This is a genomic window from Veillonellaceae bacterium (genome assembly GCA_025992895.1).
Lineage (GTDB): Bacteria > Bacillota > Negativicutes > Veillonellales > Dialisteraceae > Dialister.
Genome location: DAJPGA010000001.1, coordinates 1,928,244 through 1,947,456, shown reverse-complemented (window position 1 = coordinate 1,947,456; position 19,213 = coordinate 1,928,244). Strand labels below are relative to the sequence as shown.

Annotated in this window: 21 protein-coding genes, 1 tRNA gene and 1 other annotated feature; of the genes, 19 read left to right on the top strand and 3 right to left on the bottom strand. The window is 47.4% G+C overall.

The genetic code is table 11. The annotated features are described in order from the left end of the window. Positions 1–11 precede the first annotated feature (11 nt). Complete coding sequence (locus OIM03_08545) at positions 12–2,015, top strand: EAL domain-containing protein (GenBank protein HJI74308.1); 2,004 nt, start codon at positions 12–14, stop codon at positions 2,013–2,015. Between the two features lie 82 nt (positions 2,016–2,097). Here the strand turns inward: OIM03_08545 and OIM03_08540 are convergent, their stop codons facing one another. The 3 genes from OIM03_08540 to OIM03_08530 form a co-directional block, all read right to left on the bottom strand. Then, a complete protein-coding gene (locus OIM03_08540; GenBank protein ID HJI74307.1) occupies positions 2,098–2,442 on the bottom strand; it encodes a heat-shock protein Hsp90 in 345 nt (114 codons plus the stop codon). A 6-nt stretch (positions 2,443–2,448) separates the two neighbouring features. After that, positions 2,449–2,979: a hotdog fold thioesterase gene (locus OIM03_08535; GenBank protein HJI74306.1), complete on the bottom strand. Its 531-nt coding sequence runs from the start codon at positions 2,977–2,979 to the stop codon at positions 2,449–2,451. Between the two features lie 136 nt (positions 2,980–3,115). Next, positions 3,116–3,529, bottom strand: a complete 414-nt coding sequence (locus tag OIM03_08530) for an amino acid-binding protein (protein HJI74305.1) — start codon at positions 3,527–3,529, stop codon at positions 3,116–3,118. A gap of 406 nt (positions 3,530–3,935) precedes the next feature. Next, positions 3,936–4,243, top strand: a binding site (T-box leader). Positions 4,244–4,338: 95 nt separating this feature from the next. On the opposite strand from OIM03_08530, the gene OIM03_08525 reads away from it, so the two are divergent. From OIM03_08525 to rapZ, 18 genes are all read left to right on the top strand, one after another. Then, a complete protein-coding gene (locus OIM03_08525; protein ID HJI74304.1) occupies positions 4,339–5,220 on the top strand; it encodes a branched-chain amino acid ABC transporter permease in 882 nt (293 codons plus the stop codon). Beyond that, on the top strand, positions 5,220–6,185 hold the full coding sequence (locus OIM03_08520; protein HJI74303.1) for a branched-chain amino acid ABC transporter permease: 966 nt from the start codon (positions 5,220–5,222) through the stop codon (positions 6,183–6,185). Before OIM03_08525 ends, OIM03_08520 begins: the two co-directional genes overlap by 1 nt. Continuing rightward, positions 6,185–6,952: an ABC transporter ATP-binding protein gene (locus tag OIM03_08515; GenBank protein HJI74302.1), complete on the top strand. Its 768-nt coding sequence runs from the start codon at positions 6,185–6,187 to the stop codon at positions 6,950–6,952. Before OIM03_08520 ends, OIM03_08515 begins: the two co-directional genes overlap by 1 nt. After that, the gene (locus OIM03_08510; GenBank protein HJI74301.1) at positions 6,949–7,671 is read left to right on the top strand and encodes an ABC transporter ATP-binding protein; all 723 of its coding nucleotides are present in this window, start codon (positions 6,949–6,951) and stop codon (positions 7,669–7,671) included. Before OIM03_08515 ends, OIM03_08510 begins: the two co-directional genes overlap by 4 nt. 135 nt (positions 7,672–7,806) lie before the next feature. Beyond that, a complete protein-coding gene (locus OIM03_08505) occupies positions 7,807–8,787 on the top strand; it encodes an asparaginase (protein HJI74300.1) in 981 nt (326 codons plus the stop codon). Positions 8,788–8,910: 123 nt separating this feature from the next. Continuing rightward, positions 8,911–9,002: transfer RNA gene (locus tag OIM03_08500), tRNA-Ser, on the top strand. Between the two features lie 179 nt (positions 9,003–9,181). After that, on the top strand, positions 9,182–9,427 hold the full coding sequence (locus tag OIM03_08495; GenBank protein HJI74299.1) for a hypothetical protein: 246 nt from the start codon (positions 9,182–9,184) through the stop codon (positions 9,425–9,427). A gap of 257 nt (positions 9,428–9,684) precedes the next feature. Beyond that, a complete protein-coding gene (locus tag OIM03_08490; GenBank protein HJI74298.1) occupies positions 9,685–9,915 on the top strand; it encodes a hypothetical protein in 231 nt (76 codons plus the stop codon). 1,873 nt (positions 9,916–11,788) lie between these two features. Beyond that, entirely contained in the window at positions 11,789–11,974 is a 186-nt protein-coding gene (locus OIM03_08485) for a helix-turn-helix domain-containing protein (protein ID HJI74297.1), read from the top strand. A gap of 204 nt (positions 11,975–12,178) precedes the next feature. Continuing rightward, complete coding sequence (locus tag OIM03_08480; protein HJI74296.1) at positions 12,179–12,361, top strand: hypothetical protein; 183 nt, start codon at positions 12,179–12,181, stop codon at positions 12,359–12,361. 245 nt (positions 12,362–12,606) lie between these two features. Then, positions 12,607–13,992 carry an MATE family efflux transporter gene (locus tag OIM03_08475; GenBank protein HJI74295.1) on the top strand — a complete coding sequence of 462 codons (1,386 nt, stop codon included), beginning with the start codon at positions 12,607–12,609 and terminating at the stop codon, positions 13,990–13,992. A gap of 634 nt (positions 13,993–14,626) precedes the next feature. After that, a complete protein-coding gene (locus OIM03_08470) occupies positions 14,627–15,142 on the top strand; it encodes a cyclophilin-like fold protein (protein ID HJI74294.1) in 516 nt (171 codons plus the stop codon). Continuing rightward, positions 15,139–15,729 (top strand): flavodoxin, encoded by a 591-nt coding sequence (locus OIM03_08465; protein ID HJI74293.1) that lies wholly within the window; start codon positions 15,139–15,141, stop codon positions 15,727–15,729. Before OIM03_08470 ends, OIM03_08465 begins: the two co-directional genes overlap by 4 nt. Positions 15,730–15,929: 200 nt before the next feature. Then, positions 15,930–16,298 carry a YjcQ family protein gene (locus tag OIM03_08460; GenBank protein HJI74292.1) on the top strand — a complete coding sequence of 123 codons (369 nt, stop codon included), beginning with the start codon at positions 15,930–15,932 and terminating at the stop codon, positions 16,296–16,298. 120 nt (positions 16,299–16,418) lie between these two features. Next, complete coding sequence (locus OIM03_08455) at positions 16,419–16,616, top strand: hypothetical protein (GenBank protein HJI74291.1); 198 nt, start codon at positions 16,419–16,421, stop codon at positions 16,614–16,616. 91 nt (positions 16,617–16,707) lie between these two features. Further along, the gene (locus OIM03_08450; protein ID HJI74290.1) at positions 16,708–17,304 is read left to right on the top strand and encodes a flavodoxin; all 597 of its coding nucleotides are present in this window, start codon (positions 16,708–16,710) and stop codon (positions 17,302–17,304) included. Positions 17,305–17,497: 193 nt separating this feature from the next. After that, positions 17,498–18,310, top strand: coding sequence for a Cof-type HAD-IIB family hydrolase (locus OIM03_08445; protein HJI74289.1), 813 nt, complete (start codon positions 17,498–17,500; stop codon positions 18,308–18,310). Next, entirely contained in the window at positions 18,310–19,212 is a 903-nt protein-coding gene (rapZ, locus tag OIM03_08440; protein HJI74288.1) for an RNase adapter RapZ, read from the top strand. The genes OIM03_08445 and rapZ overlap by 1 nt, the downstream gene beginning before the upstream one ends. The last annotated feature ends 1 nt before the right edge of the window (position 19,213 follow it).

Genomic DNA, 19,213 nt, shown 5'->3' with positions numbered 1-19,213 from the left:
TGGAATCCATCATGGAATTATTCGGAGGCTGGGACATAGATTTCGCCCTGGCTGCTATTCCGGTCCAGGTTTTGTTTCTGGTTTATTACATGCGGAAGAGAAAGCTTCCCCTGAAAGACACCATGTACTTCACGAACCTGATGTACTTCAATCTGGCAGCAATGATTGCAGGTATTCTTTCGGCAGCCGCGTGTGCGGGATGGAAATCGACTCCGGTTCCGGTCATATATGGCTTGAACGTGGGTTACCATCTCTTCGTTCTTCTGGCGGCTTATAATGGTTTCCGTTATGTGATGGAAACACTTCATGCAGGCGACCGCATCAATCCGAAGTGGATGAGGCTTGCCGCGGTCCCTGTTCTGCCGATGGTGCTTGTGATCCTTGTGTCCCAGTTCTTCGGTTCGATGATCAGTGTCGATCCTGAGACAGGTATCCATCAAGGAAGCTTGTATCCTCTTTTCTATGGATTCCTTATTTTCTACCTGGTGCTCTGCCTTGCTACGGCGCTTGTTTTCCGTACAGAGGACAATGAGGGACAGGTGGAGGGAATCCTCACTGCAGGCGCATTCATCATGGCCGGTATCCTTCTGGAAGGATATTACTGGCAGGAATTGTTTCTGTCCTTCAGCTTCACGATGGGCATCGCGGTCATTTACCTGACGGTCAGAAACCCGGACCTCTTGCTCGACCATAAGACGGAACTTATGACGAGAGAAGCTTTCCGCATGATCATGAGGCAGCTTCTGAAGAAGAATGATTTCGAAGGATTCGGCTTCGTCATTCGTGATTATGATGAATGCCGCATGGCCTATGGCAGTGCATTCGTAGACAGTTTCCTGGGATATTTCGGGAAGTATCTCAGGCAGGAGTTTTCAAAGCAGTACCTCTTCTACATGGGAGGCGGCCGGTTCTTCATCATTTCGACGCTGCCCATGGATCTGGAAGCGGAAGTCAGCAAGGTGCATGAGCGATTCAGAAAGCCCTGGGGAAGGGATGGCAAGATCGCTTACTTCGACATCAACTGCTGCCTTCTGGATGATACGCTTGTCTTCAGCAGCGTGGATGAGCTGAAGCAGTGCATCGGCATTGCTTTCGAAGCTGCTGATTCTCCGAAGCATGAAGACGTCATCATTGACAAAGGGTACCAGGAACGCGTGAAACGCCAGTTCCATGTACGCGGACTTCTTGAAGAATCTCTTGCGGGAAATTCTCTGGAAGTGTTCCTGCAGCCACTTGTGGAAGCGTCCTCCGGTCGTGTGGAAGGCGCTGAAGCACTTGTGCGCATGAAGGACAAGGACGGGTCCATCGTGGGACCTGCCGAGTTCATCGATATGGCTTCCGCAACGGGTGCGGTCAGCATCCTGGGCGAGCAGGTTTTCGCCAAGGTATGCGAATTCATCCGTGACGGCGGTCTCGAAGCATGCGGCATGAAGTGGGTACACGTCAATGTGGCGCCAGTGCAGTGTCTGCGCCGTCGTCTGGCAGAACGCCTGAATGACATCCGTGAAAGCTACGGCGTGCCGGTATCGACAGTCCGCCTCGAACTCACGGAACAGGGCGCCTTGAATTCCGCCGGATTCAAGCAGGTGGGCCTTCTGAAAAATATGGGATTTGATCTTGTTCTCGATGATTATGGTACGGGATTCTCGAACGCGTCCCGCATGAAGGACATTCCTTTTGAAGAAATCAAAATCGATATGTCCCTCGTACGCGGCCACTTCGCGCATCCGGATTCGTACCTGCCAAACCTGATCCAGAGCATGCACCGCATGGGATTCAAGGTCGTGGCGGAAGGCGTCGAGACGAAGGAGATGGTTGACGGTCTGAAAAGGATGGGCTGTGATTATTTCCAGGGCTTCTATTATTCAAAGCCCGTCAGCATGCAGGATTTCCTGAAGAAGTACAGTCTGAAGGAAGAGAAAAGGGAAGTGTTTACTCCAAGCGAAAGGGCTTACGAAGAGATGGAAAGATATGGAAGTGTATTCGCCGCAACCCTTTCGGATAACAGCGGGTAAGGCCCTTGCGGCGGGGCATAAAAAGAGGCTGTGAACCGGATCACCGGATTCACAGCCTCTTTTCAATGCATTTTTTATTGCATTACAGTTCATGGATATGGTCGAGCAGGTATCCGCCGGCGGTGCATGCCGGGCAGATGCAGTACTTCGTGCCCTTTGCCTTGGCTTCATCAGCAGCCTTTGCAAGAGCAGCGGCAGTTTCCTTGCCGAAGTACTTGACGCCGTCTTCGGACTTGAAGAAGGGGATGACAGTGTCGATGGACTGGACGCAGTCCTTCAAAGCAGCGGAGAGCTTTTCAGCAGCTTCCTTTTCCTTGCCGCTCCCCTGAGCATCCAGGTATTCCTGGCAGACAGCTTTTAATCCTGCAAAGCAGCTCGGTGCTTCCATTGTTTCCTTGACTTTCTGAATAATTTCTTCCTTTGCCATTATGCATCATCCCTTCAAAGGCGGTTCAAGCATCATGTGGGATACAGCCTCGGCAGCTTCCGTGCCGTCTTCCTTGATGATCTTGGCCGTCATAATGACGAGCTGTCCCCTGCGCTTTTCTTCATGGCAGCGGATCTCGACCGTCTCTCCGATGAGGATGGGGGAGCGGAAGCGGGATTCCATCTTGCCGGTATAAGCGGGGACGCCGCCGGTCAGAAATAAGTAATTGCCCATGACTTCATCCATCAGCGTCATGATGAGTCCGCCGTGCATGCGGTCATTGTAGCTCTGGTGTTCTCTTCTGGGCGTGAAAAAGGAAATGCATCCGTCAGGAATGGCAAAGAAATGAAGGTGCAGCCCGATCGGATTCGCCGATCCGCAGGCGAAGCACATATTGTAAACAGGAGGGCTCACGAGCTCTTTGAGTTTCATGCCCATCCGTTCTTCCTCGGCCTTCAGGAATGCTTTTTCCTTTTCCGAAAGGCAGAGCGTGTTTTCATCGATATCCTTTGTCATCATGACTCCTTTCATTTCCATTTCCTGTTTTCATTATAGTCAGAGTGAAAATGGATTCCAAGTACGCAAAAATATGATACATGGTATGCTTCTATATACCATGGGCCCTGAAAAAAATCCGGCGCTGCGAAAGCGGCCGGACTTTTGAATACATGTCTTACAGTGTGTCGAGCAGTTTGTAGCCCTTGCCGCGAAGGAATGTCTCCGTTTCGGAATCATTCGTATTGAAGACGGCGATCGGCGTGCCGGTCTGGCGGTCAAAGGAAATGTAGAGATAGCGGATCATGACATTGGCATCATTGAGATCAGCGAGGATGTGATTCAGTGTGCCAGGTTTGTCCGATGCCATGTCGACGGCAATGATGCGGTCGAGGCGGCACTGGTAGCCTGCATCCTTCAGTGCTTTCTCTGATTTTTCAGCGTCGTCCGTGATGAGGCGTACGATGCCGAATTCAGCGCTGTCGGTTGCCAGCATCGTGTAAATGTTGATATTGTTCTTTTCCAGAATGGCCGTGATCTTGCTCAGCGCGCCTTTCTGGTTGGCAGTGAAGATGGAGATCTGCTGCAGCATAGAAATTCCCCCTTTGAAAGAGCCCGTCCGTTCCTTTTTTGAAAAAAGGGCGGCGGAATTTTTTTGAAAAAAGGGCGGCGGAATGCGGATTGCCTCCTGATTGATAATTGTATTGTATCATAGAAAAGAAAAAGCGGTACGAAAAGATACGATTTATCAATAAGATGGCCCCGCCAAAATGATTTTTCAGGATTCGAAAGAAATCTATTGACATTTCATTTGGCAAGGGTATAATATCAACCATAACGACAGAACGAATGGCAAGGATCGGGATAAGCATTCTGATAATATGCTCCAGAGAACCGGCGGATGGTGAAAGCCGGTGCAGACATCACAATGCGAGCTCACCCGGGAGTTCTCGAAAGTGAACAGATTAGCTTTCGACGCGGCCGGCGTTACAGGCATATGAAAAGCGATGAATGGGACAAAGTAAATTGTGGTCCATGCCTCAGAGAGCCGGTGTATGGTGCAAACCGGTGCATTCCAGGATTTAATATCACCCGTGAGCTCCTTTGTCGAAATAAGTAGATGAAGGCGTCTGTCCACGTTACGGATGAAAACACTTGAGTATAATGTAGGGTGGTACCGCGCATGTTGCCCCTATTTCCGGACGGAAATAGGGGCGTTTTTTAGTAGGTGCGATTCTTTCAGCGTACAAAAGTGTTTGATGAGTGATAAATATAGGGTGGTACCGCGAATCCTTTCGCCCCTGTTGCAATGACGCCAGATTGCAGCAGGGGCTTTTTTGTACCATTCGTTCTGTTAAGAGAAGAAGGCTTGCCTTCTATTTGAGAAAGGGGATAGAGATCGTGTTCTTTCAACAGCTTGTCAACGGGTTAACGCTGGGAAGCGCCTATGCGGTCATTGCCATCGGCTATACGCTGGTATTCGGCGTACTCAATATCGTCAACATGGCACATGGCGGCATCTTCATGATGGGCGCTTACATCGGACTGCTTCTTGTAACAGAAGCAGGATTTGGAATTTTTCCTGCACTTATCGGTGCTATGATCGGCGGAGCCGTACTGGGCTACGGACTGGAAATATTTGCTCTCCGTCCTCTCCGCCGCCGCAAGGTCACCCATCTTGCGCCTTTAATCAGTACAATCGGCGTATCCACGTTCCTTGAAAGCGTGGCGCTCATGGTCTGGGGTCCGCAGACGCGGTCTTTCCCGGCCACATTCGACAACAGCCTGATGGATATGGGCCTCTTCAAGATTTCAGGCATCCAGATTATCAGTCTTGGCACGGCCGTTGTCCTGATGGTCCTCCTGACACTGCTTCTTGATCGTACGAAAGTCGGCAAAGCAGTCAGAGCGACTTCTGAAAACGCTGAAACAGCAGGCCTGCTTGGCATCAACACAGGCCGCATCATCACCTTCACCGTCATGCTGGCATCCGCACTGGGCGCAGCCGCTGGCGTGCTGATCGGACTTTCCTTCAACGCCATCGAACCGACAATGGGCACAGCTATGGGCCTCAAGGGTCTGGCAGTCCTCATCATGGGCGGTCTTGGCAACGTAGAAGGCGCAATGGCCGGCGGTTTCATTCTGGGCATTGCAGAAGTATTCACCGTCGCATACGGCGCATCCTCCTACAGGGACGCTGTTGCATTCGGCATGATCATCCTGATTCTGTTCCTTCGTCCTGAAGGGTTATTCTCCAAAGCAGGGAAAGGAGGCAGACCGTAATGGAAGAGTTATTGAACGGGTATTTCCTGCAGGTCTTCACTTTCGTCTGCATCAACATTATACTTGCATTGACGATTTACATGACCCTCTGCACAGGCATTCTTTCCCTGGGCAATGCAGGTCTCATGAGCTTCGGCGCTTACACCTCAGCCATCCTGACGGCTGATTACGGTTTCCCGATGCCTCTTGGCATCTTATGCGGCGGCCTCATGGCAGCTTTCGTAGCCATGATCATCGGCCTTCCGACCATCCGCCTGCGCGGCCTGTACCTGGCCATCGCGACACTGGGCTTTGGCGAAGTCGTCCGCGTTATCGCATTGAACCTGACCATCACGCATGGCGCGCTTGGTTTCTCCGGCATTCCGTCCATGGCATCCACGCTTTCTGACTATGCCAGCGACTGGGGCCTTCTCGATGCTCTGGAAATGGACTCCCAGACAGGCGGCCAGTTCCTGATGTGCATCGTCCTTCTCCTCATCGTCATCGCCATCGTTACCTTTTGGTACAGACTGGAACACTCCCGCGTGGGCCGCGCGATGGCAGCTGTCAAAGCAGATGAATACGCAGCATCCCTGACAGGCATCAATGTTGTTTACTACAAAATGATGGCATTCCTCTTCAGCGCATTCTTTGCAGGCGTAGCTGGCGCACTCTATGCACATGCCACATTCTTCATCACACCGACCGATTTCGACTGGCACAAAGTCGTCGACATCCTTCTTTACACCGTATTCGGCGGCAGCAACGTCCTCTGGGGCTCTGTCCTTGGCGCTGCCATCCTTACCATCGTTCCGGAATCCCTCCGTGCTCTTTCTGAATACAGAGACATGATCTACGGCATCATGCTCGTCGTCCTGATGGGCTTCCGCCCGGACGGCATTTTGTCTTACGATGCTATGAAATGGATTTCCTCTAAATTCTCCAGAAAAGCAAAACCAGTCAAAGTGGAAGGAGGAGATGACTAATGCTGCTCGAAATGAAAGATGTCGTTAAACAGTTCGGCGGCCTGACAGCCGTTTCCAACATGTCCTTCCATGTCGATGAAGGCGAAATCTACGGCGTCATCGGACCAAACGGCGCCGGCAAGACCACCATTTTCAACCTGATCACAGGCGTCTACCAGGTCACCGAAGGCGACGTCATCTTCAACGGCCAGTCCATTGAAGGGAAGAAGCCTTACCAGATCATCAACCTGGGCATTGCCCGTACATTCCAGAACATCCGCCTTTTCACCGGTATGACCGTACTGGAAAATATTCTGGTCGGCGTCCATGACCGCATGAAATCCGGCCTCCTGGCCAGCATCATCCACACCGCTTCCCAGCAGAAGGAAGAAAAAGAAGCCCGCGAAGAAGCAATGAAACTCCTTGCTTTCGTCGGCCTGGATAAAGATGCAGACCGCCTGGCTACCGAGCTTCCATACGGCAAGCAGAGAAAGCTGGAAATCGCCCGCGCCATGGCAACGAAACCGAAACTCATCCTTTTGGATGAACCGGCAGCCGGCATGAACGACAGCGAAACAGCTGCCCTGACAGAACTGATCAGAAATATCCGCGAAAAGTTCGGCATCACGATCGTCCTGATCGAACACGACATGCAGCTCGTCATGAGTCTGTGCGACCGCGTCATGGTCGTCAACTTCGGCAAGAAACTCGCTGAAGGCGTGCCGGATGAAGTGCAGAACAATCCGCAGGTTATTGAAGCATACCTCGGGAAGGAGGATGACAACTGATGCTGCTTGAACTGAAAAACATTGAATCTTCCTACGGGAACATTAAAGCGCTGAAAGGCGTCAACCTCTCCGTACCGGAAGGAAAAATCGTCACACTCATCGGTGCCAACGGCGCCGGCAAGTCCACGACCATGAAAACGATCATGGGCGTCATGAAACCAGTCGCAGGCGACGTCCTCTTCAAAGGCGAATCCATCGTCGGCAAAAAGCCCTTTGAAATCGTCAGAGGCGGCGTCGTGCTCGTACCGGAAGGACGCCAGATCCTCCAGAACATGTCCGTCCGTGAAAACCTGGAGCTCGGCGCTTTCCAGAGAAAAGACAAAGCGGGAATCAGCGAAGACCTCTCCAAGGTATTCGAACGTTTCCCCAGACTTTTTGAAAGACAAAACCAGTTCGGAGGCACACTCTCCGGCGGCGAACAGCAGATGCTCGCCATCGGCCGCGCCATGATGGCCAGACCGGAAGTCATGCTTCTTGATGAACCCTCCATGGGCCTTGCGCCTTTGGTCGTACAGCAGATCTTTGATGTAATCAAAGACATTAACAAAATGGGTACTACTGTTCTTTTGGTTGAGCAGAACGCCCGCAAAGCGCTCCAGATTGCCGATTACGCTTACGTCATGGAGACGGGCAAAATCGTCATGGAGGGGCCTGCGCAGGAAGTGGCCAGCAACCCGGATGTCATGGCGGCCTATCTGGGCGGAAAGAAAAAACAGTAGCCATATATCAACCCTCACAGGTTGCAACACGATCCAGAGGAAGGGAGCGGAGAAATCCGCTCCTTTTCTCATGCGATGACTCTGTATGGCTGTGATACAATAATAAAAACCGATAACGATTGAAAGGATGAAATCATGAAAAAACATATCATCGTCATTACAACCGGAGGCACGATTGCCATGAAAAAAGACCCGGAAACCGGCGGCCTCGTTCCAGCCGTATCCGGAGAAGATCTGGCTGCTGCCGTTCCAGGTCTTTCCGACTGGGCAGACGTTTCCGTCGTCGAATTCTCCAACGTGCCGAGCGGCTGGATGAGCGCAGAGAAAATGTTCGACCTCTCTCATCTGATCGACAAACTTTCCGAAGAGGGGAAAGCAGACGGCTTCGTCGTCACCCACGGGACCGATACACTGGAAGAAACTGCATTCTTCCTCGACATGTCCCTGAAAACAGAAAAACCAGTCTGCGTCACAGGCGCCATGAGGGGAGCCTCCGAACTTTCTGCCGACGGCCCGGAAAACATCCTCTCCGCCGTCCGCACTGCTGCTGACGACATGTCCAAAGACATGGGCGTCCTCGTCTGCCTGCAGGACCGCATTTACGCAGCCAAAGACGTCACAAAATCCCATACGACCAATCCGGACACCTTCCGCGATCTGAACTACGGACCCCTTGGCGCCGTCTATGGCAAGGAAATCATTTACGGAAGAAGACCCATGCCCCATATAAGACTTCATCCGGAAACCATCGAACCAAACGTCTGGCTCATCTCCGCATGGTCCGGTATGGATGGGGAAATCGTCAAATGCGCAGGAAAAGCAGGCGTCAAAGGCGTCGTCATAGACGGCCTTGGCTGCGGCAACGTACCGCCCCTCTGCAGAAAAGAAATCCTTGCCCTCCGCGAGCAGGGCATCCCCGTAGTCCTCACCACCCGCGTCCCCTCCGGAAGCGTCATGCAGGAATACAGCTACGAAGGAAGCGCCCTCTCCATGAAAGAAAGCGGCATTATCCTGGGAGGAGACCTCTCCGGCTGGAAAGCCCGACTTCTCCTCGTCCTTGCCCTTGGTGAAACAAAGGAAAACGAAAGACTTCAGGAAATTTTCGAAAAAATGTAAATTTTCCGTTGACACATGCTGCTTTGATGTGTATAATAATTAAGTCAGTTGTTACTGACGAGCCCAAAAAGCCGAGAACCACGGCTCATACAGGCTGACCGAAAGGTCAGGGAAAAGCAGCATGGAGAGGTGTCCGAGCGGTTTAAGGTGCATGATTGGAAATCATGTTGACGGCGAATACCGTCACGGGGGTTCGAATCCCCCTCTCTCCGCCAAATGAGGATCTGTCTGAGGACAGGTCCTTTTTCCTTGCCTTTTTTACGGCATTTTTACCCGAAGCAATCATTTCCCTTTCACTGAAACAAGAGTAAAATAAAGATAGAATATGCACGTATTGATAACCTTGCTATTGATACTGATATGTTAAATGATATCTGTGAAAGGAGAGGTAAAAATGGAACTAAGCCTGAAGGAAGCCATAAAGATAGTTAATGATTATGCGGGGCGACAGGTTAAGCAGTATGCTGATGCCAAAGATTTCTTTATATTTTCTCCCTATCCCCCTAACTTTGTTCATTATGGAGGGCATACATTTATTGTTTCTAAAAAAGACGGTAAGCCTGGCGAGTATCCAGGAGATTGGGACGATCCATTCCCCTATGATTGGATTCCTGTTCCCGCGAACTGGGACGATGATTAAGAGTTCAACTTAATAAAAATATAAACCGCTTGCGATGGCAGGCGGTTTTATTATGTCTTTTCTTTTGATCTCATAGAGAATAAAATGAAGGTAGAAGCAAAAACAGTTACAATGCATTAATTATCACAGAATTTCTAAAACACATCATCAAAGAAAAAGACAAATATGTACGTGATTATATATGATGAGTTCCGGTAACCTGATTAAAAGAATCCAAAGGGATTTAACCGATAGAGAAAGGATTACGGTGATATATCATGGATAAAAATGAGCTGCAAGAAAGAATCAAGTCTCTTATTTCTGAGGTAACGTTCACCTATAACGGGGAAAGATGTGGAGTTGACCCGTTTAATGCACACAATTTTGATGTGTGGTATGGGGATAAATACGAAAAAATGACAGATATTGATCAGGCTATGAATACGCCTTTCTTTAACGGGAAAACATTGGGCGAAATTGCACCTATTATTAAACTCGATCAGGATTAAACATAGAGAGAATTGCCACTATGAAAATCTATTGTTACAAAAGAGCACTCTGATATTAGTCAGGGCTGTGTATGAATCTTTTTCAAATGCGCTTAGGTCTTAGTTATATTACAGGTGTTAGGGCTGCAACAGATAGGTTTGGCAGTTAACTTGTCATTGTGAATTCTCACTTTACGCATTCCGGTATGGGATATCTGCCAATGGGAATACGATGATGAAAAAGGCATAATTAACATTCCCCTTAGAAAAATAAGGAGAAAACAGAAAAAGCTCTATATCATAGGATGTATTCCATGGTACAGAGCTTTTTTACAAAATGGTGAAAATATCGATAAAATCTAAGAAAATGGCAATTCTCCAATTAATTTTATGGATACAAATGCTATAATGTATAATACATAGTTTAGAATAGAGGTGAAGATAGTAAAGATATAAAGAATGCGCTTCAGATCATCTCAATGATTGTAACTATAGTATTGGGCACAATAACAATCATCGAGAAGCTGAAACGCAAATAAGAAACAGGGTAAGGGAAGCAACCGCTTCCCTGTAAATCCCTTGTTTCATTATATCTTATGATACGCATTATGAAAATCAAGATTTTAACATTGTTGATGGCGGTCAGCTCCGCGGTTACATTTTGGGCGAGCAATTATGATATGACTGCACTGGTTACATTACTGCTGGCGGTTGTAATTGCAATAGCAAGCTGGAGATGAGAAGATGATTAATGACGTTATGATGACAAAAGAAGTGTGTGATACGCTGGGATTGTAATAGCGGATTTTTAGGGCGGAAACAAAAAGCTCCTCCTTTTCAGAAGGGGCTTGGATTTCCTTATTTGTCGTAGAAACTAGACGTTTAAGACAGAATAAATAATAAGAAGCAGCATTACAATCAAAGTGGCGGGGAAGACGTAACTTTGCGGAAGTATAATAGCGCACAAAAGCATAGTTACAATTGCAGCCAAGAAGAGCAAAATGAGTAATAAAGGCAACAGTGAAAACACAGCAAATAAATCACTTAGTACGCATACAACTGCTTGAAAAAATGCTTTCATGTTGCTCACCTCCAACTTTGTTGATGACGTCCTTTTTCTGAAATAGCCAGTCAGCTTTTATCTAAACATGACAATCAGTGAAATGGTTGATTATGCAAAACTAACCCGGGAAATCACTAAAGAGTCGGGAATTACAAAATGATATTCGTCAGCACACTAATAACAGCAAATGGGATTAAAACTAAGTATTTCCAAGACAAATTCTGTTCTCTGAAAACGGAAATAACCGAAAGGATAATACCCAAAAATGCAGGAAGACAAATAAAAAATAAATATACAAGCGGATGAAGCGCTGGATCTATGAACAATTGAAGTACCATAAAGAATATGAACGAAAAAGCGAAAAGATAGAAGAAAAACATCCCAACCACCTCTTTTATCTAAACGATAAGCAAATCCTCTATATTTATTATAGATGCAAATAGTGCATGGAACAATATAAAAAACGATAGGGGTTGGGAATTGTAAAGTAAAGTCTTCGACATAAAAGAGATTCTTTTAGCAAAGCTGAACTCTTTATTTATGAAGAATTTCCAGAAAGTGAATCGGACAAAATAATAAGCCTTGTAACAGCAATCATAAACCTGACAGTTGCATTGATTGCATTATACAAGGCTAACAATTAAGGAAGAACCCTGAGGGCGGAAGCCCTCACCGCCACTGGCGGTTAATCTATTCGTATTATATAAAACCTGGCTAATCTAAGCAAACGGAGAAATATATTTTATTTGGCTTTTGTAATTTCAGTGATTGCTTTGGTTTTAACTGTTTTGAAATAAGGTGATTCCAGTGAGGTACGATTTCAATGATATCATGACGACACCCGAAGCTGCGCAAAGATGGGGAAAGTCTCCTGTCTCTATGAAACAGCTCTGTACAGGAGTACAAGGAAGGCCTCCGCGACTGACAATGGAAGAGTGCAGAAAATCCGGCAGGGTTTGGCTCGTAACTCACCAGGGGATGGAACGTCTCTACGGACCTGAACCGGAACATTCCTGATCTAAATTCTGACCCCACTTTGACCCCATGTGCATAAAAGAATCTTTTATTTGATTATTGGAATGTAAAAAAAGAGGGGTATAATGAAGTTAGAATAAAGAAAACAGATGCAGAAGCAATCCAGAAAATTCATGACATTACGCGAAGGAAGTGGCCGCTGTGAAAGACAATTCTTATAAGAAAAGTATGGAGGACAGCCACAAGATGACAAAAAAGAAACCAAAAGAAGAGACTAAGAAAGAAGAGACTTTCGTAGTACAGGAAAATGATATTTACATGCCACCTTATTGGAAATACTCTACAGACATAGATTTGGAAGACCTTGATGATGATCCGAAATTGGCAGAAATAGATAGAAAGTTAAAAGAAAAGGGAATTGAGATTTAATAGTTCCAGAGCGTTCACTCAGGTGGACGCTTTTTTATACCCAAATGATTCAAAGTTAAATGATAAACGGTAAGTTATCGATGGATATAAACTCTTGATATTTGATATATAGTATAGTAAAATGTTTTCTGTTCATCGGAGGGTGAGCCATACAATACTATGAAATGGCGAGCTGGATAAGATGCAGGCTGGGATGCCTGTGTCCTATCCAGCTTTTTTAATACAAGTTTCATGAGGAGGAACTGATGTCGTCAAAAACAGCAGTGTTTACAGAGGGGAAAATCCTGGAACCTCTCTTAAAGTTTATGCTGCCGGTACTAGCTGCACTCTTCCTGCAAGCGATGTACGGTGCAGTTGATCTTCTGGTAGTAGGGCAATTTGCGGCAAATACAGATGTCTCTGCGGTTTCCACCGGGTCTCAGTTATTACAGGTTATAACGAATCTGATTACGAGTTTCAGTATGGGAATCACTGTAACGATTGGACAGCAGCTTGGCTCTGGACGGCCGCAGGATGCCGGCCGCACCGTTGGGACGGGAATTGCCATGTTCAGTATTATCGGAGTGATGATGACAGTGGCTATTGCTTTTGGAAGCGGATCACTGGCTGCATTAATGAATGCCCCAGCAGAGGCTTTTGAAGCTACCAAAATGTACATCTGCATATGCGGACTTGGTACACTGATCATCATTGCTTATAACCTGATCGGCAGTATCTTCCGTGGCCTTGGTGATTCCAAAACACCGCTTCTGGCTGTCGGTATTGCCTGTTTGTTTAATGTCCTAGGTGATTTATTGTTTGTGGCAGTTTTCGGACCTGGAGCTGCCGGTGCAGCCATTGCCACAGTGCTTGCCCAGCTGATCAGCGTGATCGTTTCATTCGTATTGATACGCAGAAAAGCGCTTCCTTTCAATTTTGAACGGGCATATATAAAACTGGCACGAAATCCCCTGGTTAGAATTGTCCGTGTCGGAGGACCGATTGCTATTCAGGATTTTCTTGTCAGCGTTTCTTTCCTTGTCATTCTGGCAATCGTCAACTCGCTCGGTGTTACTGCAAGTGCCGGAGTTGGCGTCGCAGAGAAAGTCTGTGCATTCATCATGCTTGTGCCAAGTGCATTCATGCAGTCTATGTCAGCATTTGTTGCGCAGAATATCGGTGCAGGAAAATTTGGACGGGCACTTAAAACACTCCGATACGGTATCATCACTTCTTTTTGCTTCGGTACAGCCATGTGTATGGCAACCCTCTTATGGGGTGACAAGATGTCCGCTGTTTTTACGCATGATCAGCCAGTCATCATGGCAGCATTTGATTATCTGAAAGCCTATTCCATTGATTGCATTCTCACTTGCTTTCTGTTTTGCCTGGTGGGCTTCTTCAATGGTATGGGATCGACCACACTGGTCATGGTGCAGGGAATCATCGGTGCATTCTGTGTTCGTATTCCTGCTGCTTATCTGATGAGCAGATGGGAGCCTGTTTCTTTGTCCCACATCGGACTGTCTACCCCGATGTCTTCAGTCATACAAAATATGATTTTATTATTTGCTCTTCTGTGGGTGAAGAAGCATTATATGGACAAGAAAATTTCCAATAAAGGAAATGAGAGTCTGCAGGATGCAGATTGAAATCAAAAACTCGCAGCTTTCGGGATTCATCACTTTTCAAAAAAGAATATCTTAAGAGTGTCTGCACTCAGAGTGTAAATCCACCGGCCTAAATGGCTCACCCTATGAATTTATATTTGACGAAATGGGAGAAACAGGGTCTAATAGTATGTATCATTGAGGCGAAGGAAGTGAATCCGTGTAAGGTAAAAGGCAGGGGAAGCGGCGGTCTTACCTTATTTATAAAAATGATGAAGAGCATACGAGGCAAAGCCATATTTTTATTAGTAGTGATTTCTGCTGCATGCATCGCATTTGAGCACAGATGGTATATAGCAGGAGCTATTATCCTGATTGCAGGTGCATTGTCATTATTAAGAGGCAAAGTCTTATGGTGAACAGCACCATGATTAGGGCAGAAGCAGCAAGTATTGCTGCATGCCATGGAAGGGTTAGACCCTATGGACTGCAATTTGAGCATGAATAAAATCAGCACTCGGAAACGGGTGCTTTTTTATTGGTATTCTTCTTTGCTGCATTTGTTAAAGCATGCGTAATTCGTATATTTTTGAATAAAATATAATCATTGGACATGGATTTGCGATTATTATACGATGATGCCAGAGGATTTGAGAGGTAAGGAAGGAGCATGGTTATGAAGAAGATCATATTGGCATTGTCTTTGATGGCTGCTGTCATGACGACAGCATGTGGAAACAGCCAGAGCGCGCCGGCCGAAAGCAAAGCGCCGGTAGTATCCATGGCACAGGGAGGAAAAGGAATGAGTGAACATACGGAAAAGACACCGGTTATTCTGGTTGTGAATGGAAAACAGATGCATGCGTGGCTGAATGATTCAGTACCTGCCAAGTCGCTTCTTTCGCAGCTTCCGATGACGGTGAAGATCAATGATTCGGGAAATGATTTTTGCGGGGACAATATCAATGTCCAGTACAGCGAAAAGGATGTGCAGAACGGATATAGGAACGGAGATATTGCATTCTGGCCGCCGGCTCATAATTTCGTCATTTTCAAAAACGGGGAAGAGCAGTCTTCCGGAATCGGCGACCTCGTCATCCTGGGACATATCGATGAACCGCAGTCTGCGCTGGATGCATTGTCCGGAACGCTGGAAGTCAAAGTAGAAAAAGCAGGAGGAGCAAAGTCATGAAGAAATGGATCATAGCACTGCTCATGCTGTTTTGCCTGGGGATGGCGGCTGGCTGCGGCGCTGAAAGCAGTTCACCGGCGCCAGCTTCTTCAAACCAGCAGGCGCCGGATCTTCATGGAAAGAAAGTGCTTGTCGCTTACTATTCACTGACAGGAACGACGAAGAAAGCTGCCGGGAAAATCGCGGATATGACAGGCGGCGATTTATTCATCATTGAACCGGCGGATCCGTATCCGACAGAGCATGATCCCTGCCTTGAAAGGGACATGAAGGAAATCGAAACCAATGCGCGTCCGGCTGTCAAAAGCCATGTCGACAATATGGTACAGTACGATGTCATCTTCGTAGGATATCCGATCTGGTATTACCAGGCGCCCATGTTCATCAATACCTTCCTTGAAAGCTATGACCTTTCCGGAAAGACAGTCATTCCTTTCTGCACGAGCGGCGGCTATCCCATCGATAAGAGCGTAGGAATTCTGAAGGATTCTGCAGGAAAAGCAGCAGTGACAAACGGACTTCGCTATGACGGCGATGATAAAGAACTCTCAGACTGGATCAAAAGCTTTGGACTTCTGAAACAGTAAGAAATCAGAGTCTTAAAATACCAAAAGGAAGGAAACCAGCCCCCCCGCCAGATATGGGCAGAGGTTCCAGCTTCCTTCCTTTACCTATATTATAATGCAGAATAAAGAGAAAATAAATGCTGGAGGCGCTTATAAAACTGGTGGCAATGCAAATAGAAACTACAGATTAAAACATTACTCACATTATAGGAACTGATGGCATGAACAAGGATGATTTTTTCGTTATAGCATATTACCTGCTGTCACACCTTTATTGGTGCCTAAAGCATGGTAAACGATCTGACAAACAGTTCCTGACCTTGGAAGCATACCCTGTGAACATCAACGAACGGTATCTGATGTTCATTTATAGTGAACTCCTTCGAAAAGGGTACGTTACCGGCGTTATCATTGGGAAGACAGCTATACCGGGAAAAGGCAGGGAAAAGGCCTTGAAGTCATACAAAGACGCCCAAATCACGGCGGATGGTATCGAGTATCTTCAGCGAAATAGCACCATGGGGAAAGCATGGAATGCAATCCAAGACAGTGGAGGCCTTCTGCTGGAAATTGTGAATTCATTTAAATAATTACAAAGTAACTGTAAGCACTCAAAACGAGTGCTTTTTTCATGCCCTGAAAGGGGGTGGGGCTGTATGAATTTTTAAGAGAATGCAGCAGAACATTATTAAAGAAAGAGAGGAATGTGTATGACGAAAGAAGAGCTTAAGGAGCTCGGCCTGACGGATGCGCAGGCGGATAAGGTTCTGAAGGAGTACGAAGGCTATGTGCCAAAGTCCGACTTCGACCAGCAGAAGACGGCTCTGCAGCAGGCGAAGGATGAACAGAAGCGCATGACAAAGGAATTGGATGACGCCTCCGTTTTCATCCATACACTTAAGGCATGACAGGCAATAAATGATGGGTATTTGACATCATTTCCATGCAGGATTACATTGAAGATAACAAGATTTTATTTTTAGCATGGGAGGGTGGAACATGAATTTCAAAAAGATTTTAATGGTCATTTTCATGATTTTAGGACTCGGTCTGGCGGCAGGCTGCGGCGGAAGTGCTGCATCTCCGACGCCTGCAAAATCGACTGCGCAGCAGCAGACTAGTCTTTCCGGCAAGAAGGTGCTGATTGCTTATTTCTCCTGGTCGGGAAATACGAAGGCAGCTGCTGAAAAGATTCAGGGGCTGACAGGCGGAGATATTTACCGTATCGAAGCGGCTGATCCATATCCGGGTGAGTACGATGCTACGACGGACCGTGCTAAGCAGGAACAGAAGGACAATGCTCGTCCGGCTATCGCAGGCAAAGCAGATCTTTCCAAGTATGATGTCATCATGGTCGGCTATCCGATCTGGTGGTACCAGGAACCGATGATCATCGACACATTCCTTGAAAGCGGAGATTTCTCCGGAAAGACGATCGTTCCTTTCTGCACCAGCGGCGGATCTTCCATTGACAAGAGCATTGAGCATATGAAGACGGTCGTAAAGGGCGCTTCCTTTGCACAGGGCTTCCGTTATGATGGAAATGACAAGGAAATGAATCAGTGGCTGAACAGCCTCGGCCTTTTGAAGAAGTAAGAAATAGGGAAAAAGTCATCCGTACGCGGGTGGCTTTTTCTTTTTTCAAAATAGAAACAAAATTTTGAAATTTCATTTACACGTCTTCGGGCGTTTCCTTTTGTGATATAATAGGAAACATGAAAAGATTCACGGAGGGTGAATCAAAGATTTCTAGGAAATTTTGATTTTGTATTTTACACAAGAGGTACTTATGTCTGCGATCAAACTAATAGCGATTGATTTGGATGATACACTGCTTCATGATGATATTTCTGTTTCAGACTACACAAAGAAGGTCCTGAAGAGCGCGATGGATAAGGGCGTGAAGATCGTCATCGCGACGGGCCGCATGTTCCAGGCTGCGCGTCCGTGGGGACAGGCGATCGGTCTTGGTGATGTGCCGATGATCTGCTATACGGGCTCCATGACGGGGCTTTGTGAAAGCGGGAAGGTGCTCCGTGATGTACGGATCGATTACGATCTGGCACTGGAAATCCTTTCTGTGATCCGTGAGCATGGCTGGTATGCGCATACATATATTGATGATGAATTGTATGTGCCGTTCCGCGATGAAAGAACGGATGCATATGAAAAGCAGTGCGGCGTGAAGGCGCATGTGGCAGGCGATGATTTCTATACGCCCAAGAAGGCGCCGACGAAGATTCTCGTCTGTGATTATGATATGGAAGTGATGAAGGAAATCGAGTCCGTGCTCCGCACCGGTTATGCGGACAAGGTGGGCCAGGTGAAGTCGAAGCCTTTCTTCTTCGAGATGAATAATAAGGAATGTTCGAAGGGAAATGCAGTGAAGGCGCTGGCTGAGTCGTATGGCATCGAGCCATCGGAGATTATGGCTTTCGGCAACGGCAATAATGATGCTTCGATGCTCCGTATAGCAGGGTCTTCCTTTGCGGTAGCGAATGCTTCTCCTTCTGCCAAGGAAGCGGCAAAGGGACTGACGGATTCCAATAATGAGGACGGGGTGGCTAAGGCCATTGCCCGGTATGTACTGGAGGCGAGATAATGGATGATTTTCGTTTTGTCATTATTACAGGAATGAGCGGAGCAGGGAAAACGAATTTCATGCAGAAGCTGGAAGATATGGGCTATTACTGCGTGGATAATCTCCCTCCGATCCTGATAGCAAGGTTTGCTGATCTCTGCTGGAAGAGCACGTCGAATACGCGCCATGTGGCTGTCGTGACGGACATCCGCGGCGGGTCGTTCTTCGATGCGCTGCCGCAGGCTCTCAAGGAACTGGAAAAACGCGGCATCCCGCATGAAGTGGTATTCCTCGAAGCTTCGGATGAAGCGCTTGTTCGCCGCTACATGGAAACGCGCCGGCAGCATCCGCTTGCCAAGACGATGCGTATCCAGGACGGCATCGAGCAGGAAAGGAAAATTCTGGCGGGCGTCCGCGCGCAGGCAGATATCATCATCGATACGACGACGATGAAGACGGAAGACCTGAAGGAATACCTGAACAACCGCTTTGGCATCGACAATCACAAGAAGGAAATGCAGATCACTGTCTTTTCCTTCGGTTTCAAATACGGGATTCCGATTGATGCGGATACGGTGCTTGATGTCCGTTTCCTGCCGAATCCTTTCTATGTAGAGAAATACAAGTACTGGACAGGGCGCGTGAAGGAAGTCGGAGACTACATCAGCGCGGCGCCTGTCACGGGGGAATTCCTGACGAAGCTCTATGATTTCATGGATTTCATGGTCGAGCAGTTCAAGGAATCCGGCAAGACGCAGTTTACGATCGCCGTAGGATGCACGGGCGGCATGCACCGTTCTGTATTCGTTACGGAAAAGCTTGGAAATCATTTGAAGGAGAAGTATGGCCACGTGAATATTGAACATCGTGACCTCCACAGAAATCACGTGGAACACGATGCCGTCGATGAACAGGAGGGCTAGC

What these genes read in the sequence shown, in the direction of transcription:
- OIM03_08520 (HJI74303.1), top strand. Translation starts at nt 5,220, where the DNA reads ATGGAAGAGTTATTGAACGGGTATTTCCTGCAGGTCTTCACTTTCGTC.
- OIM03_08515 (HJI74302.1), top strand. Translation starts at nt 6,185, where the DNA reads ATGCTGCTCGAAATGAAAGATGTCGTTAAACAGTTCGGCGGCCTGACA.
- OIM03_08450 (HJI74290.1), top strand. Translation starts at nt 16,708, where the DNA reads ATGAATTTCAAAAAGATTTTAATGGTCATTTTCATGATTTTAGGACTC.
- rapZ (HJI74288.1), top strand. Translation starts at nt 18,310, where the DNA reads ATGGATGATTTTCGTTTTGTCATTATTACAGGAATGAGCGGAGCAGGG.
- OIM03_08485 (HJI74297.1), top strand. Translation starts at nt 11,789, where the DNA reads ATGACGACACCCGAAGCTGCGCAAAGATGGGGAAAGTCTCCTGTCTCT.
- OIM03_08505 (HJI74300.1), top strand. Translation starts at nt 7,807, where the DNA reads ATGAAAAAACATATCATCGTCATTACAACCGGAGGCACGATTGCCATG.
- OIM03_08540 (HJI74307.1), bottom strand. Translation starts at nt 2,442, where the DNA reads ATGGCAAAGGAAGAAATTATTCAGAAAGTCAAGGAAACAATGGAAGCA.
- OIM03_08445 (HJI74289.1), top strand. Translation starts at nt 17,498, where the DNA reads ATGTCTGCGATCAAACTAATAGCGATTGATTTGGATGATACACTGCTT.
- OIM03_08465 (HJI74293.1), top strand. Translation starts at nt 15,139, where the DNA reads ATGAAGAAATGGATCATAGCACTGCTCATGCTGTTTTGCCTGGGGATG.
- OIM03_08530 (HJI74305.1), bottom strand. Translation starts at nt 3,529, where the DNA reads ATGCTGCAGCAGATCTCCATCTTCACTGCCAACCAGAAAGGCGCGCTG.
- OIM03_08470 (HJI74294.1), top strand. Translation starts at nt 14,627, where the DNA reads ATGAAGAAGATCATATTGGCATTGTCTTTGATGGCTGCTGTCATGACG.
- OIM03_08475 (HJI74295.1), top strand. Translation starts at nt 12,607, where the DNA reads ATGTCGTCAAAAACAGCAGTGTTTACAGAGGGGAAAATCCTGGAACCT.
- OIM03_08535 (HJI74306.1), bottom strand. Translation starts at nt 2,979, where the DNA reads ATGGAAATGAAAGGAGTCATGATGACAAAGGATATCGATGAAAACACG.
- OIM03_08490 (HJI74298.1), top strand. Translation starts at nt 9,685, where the DNA reads ATGGATAAAAATGAGCTGCAAGAAAGAATCAAGTCTCTTATTTCTGAG.
- OIM03_08495 (HJI74299.1), top strand. Translation starts at nt 9,182, where the DNA reads ATGGAACTAAGCCTGAAGGAAGCCATAAAGATAGTTAATGATTATGCG.
- OIM03_08480 (HJI74296.1), top strand. Translation starts at nt 12,179, where the DNA reads ATGACAAAAAAGAAACCAAAAGAAGAGACTAAGAAAGAAGAGACTTTC.
- OIM03_08460 (HJI74292.1), top strand. Translation starts at nt 15,930, where the DNA reads ATGAACAAGGATGATTTTTTCGTTATAGCATATTACCTGCTGTCACAC.
- OIM03_08545 (HJI74308.1), top strand. Translation starts at nt 12, where the DNA reads ATGGAATTATTCGGAGGCTGGGACATAGATTTCGCCCTGGCTGCTATT.
- OIM03_08455 (HJI74291.1), top strand. Translation starts at nt 16,419, where the DNA reads ATGACGAAAGAAGAGCTTAAGGAGCTCGGCCTGACGGATGCGCAGGCG.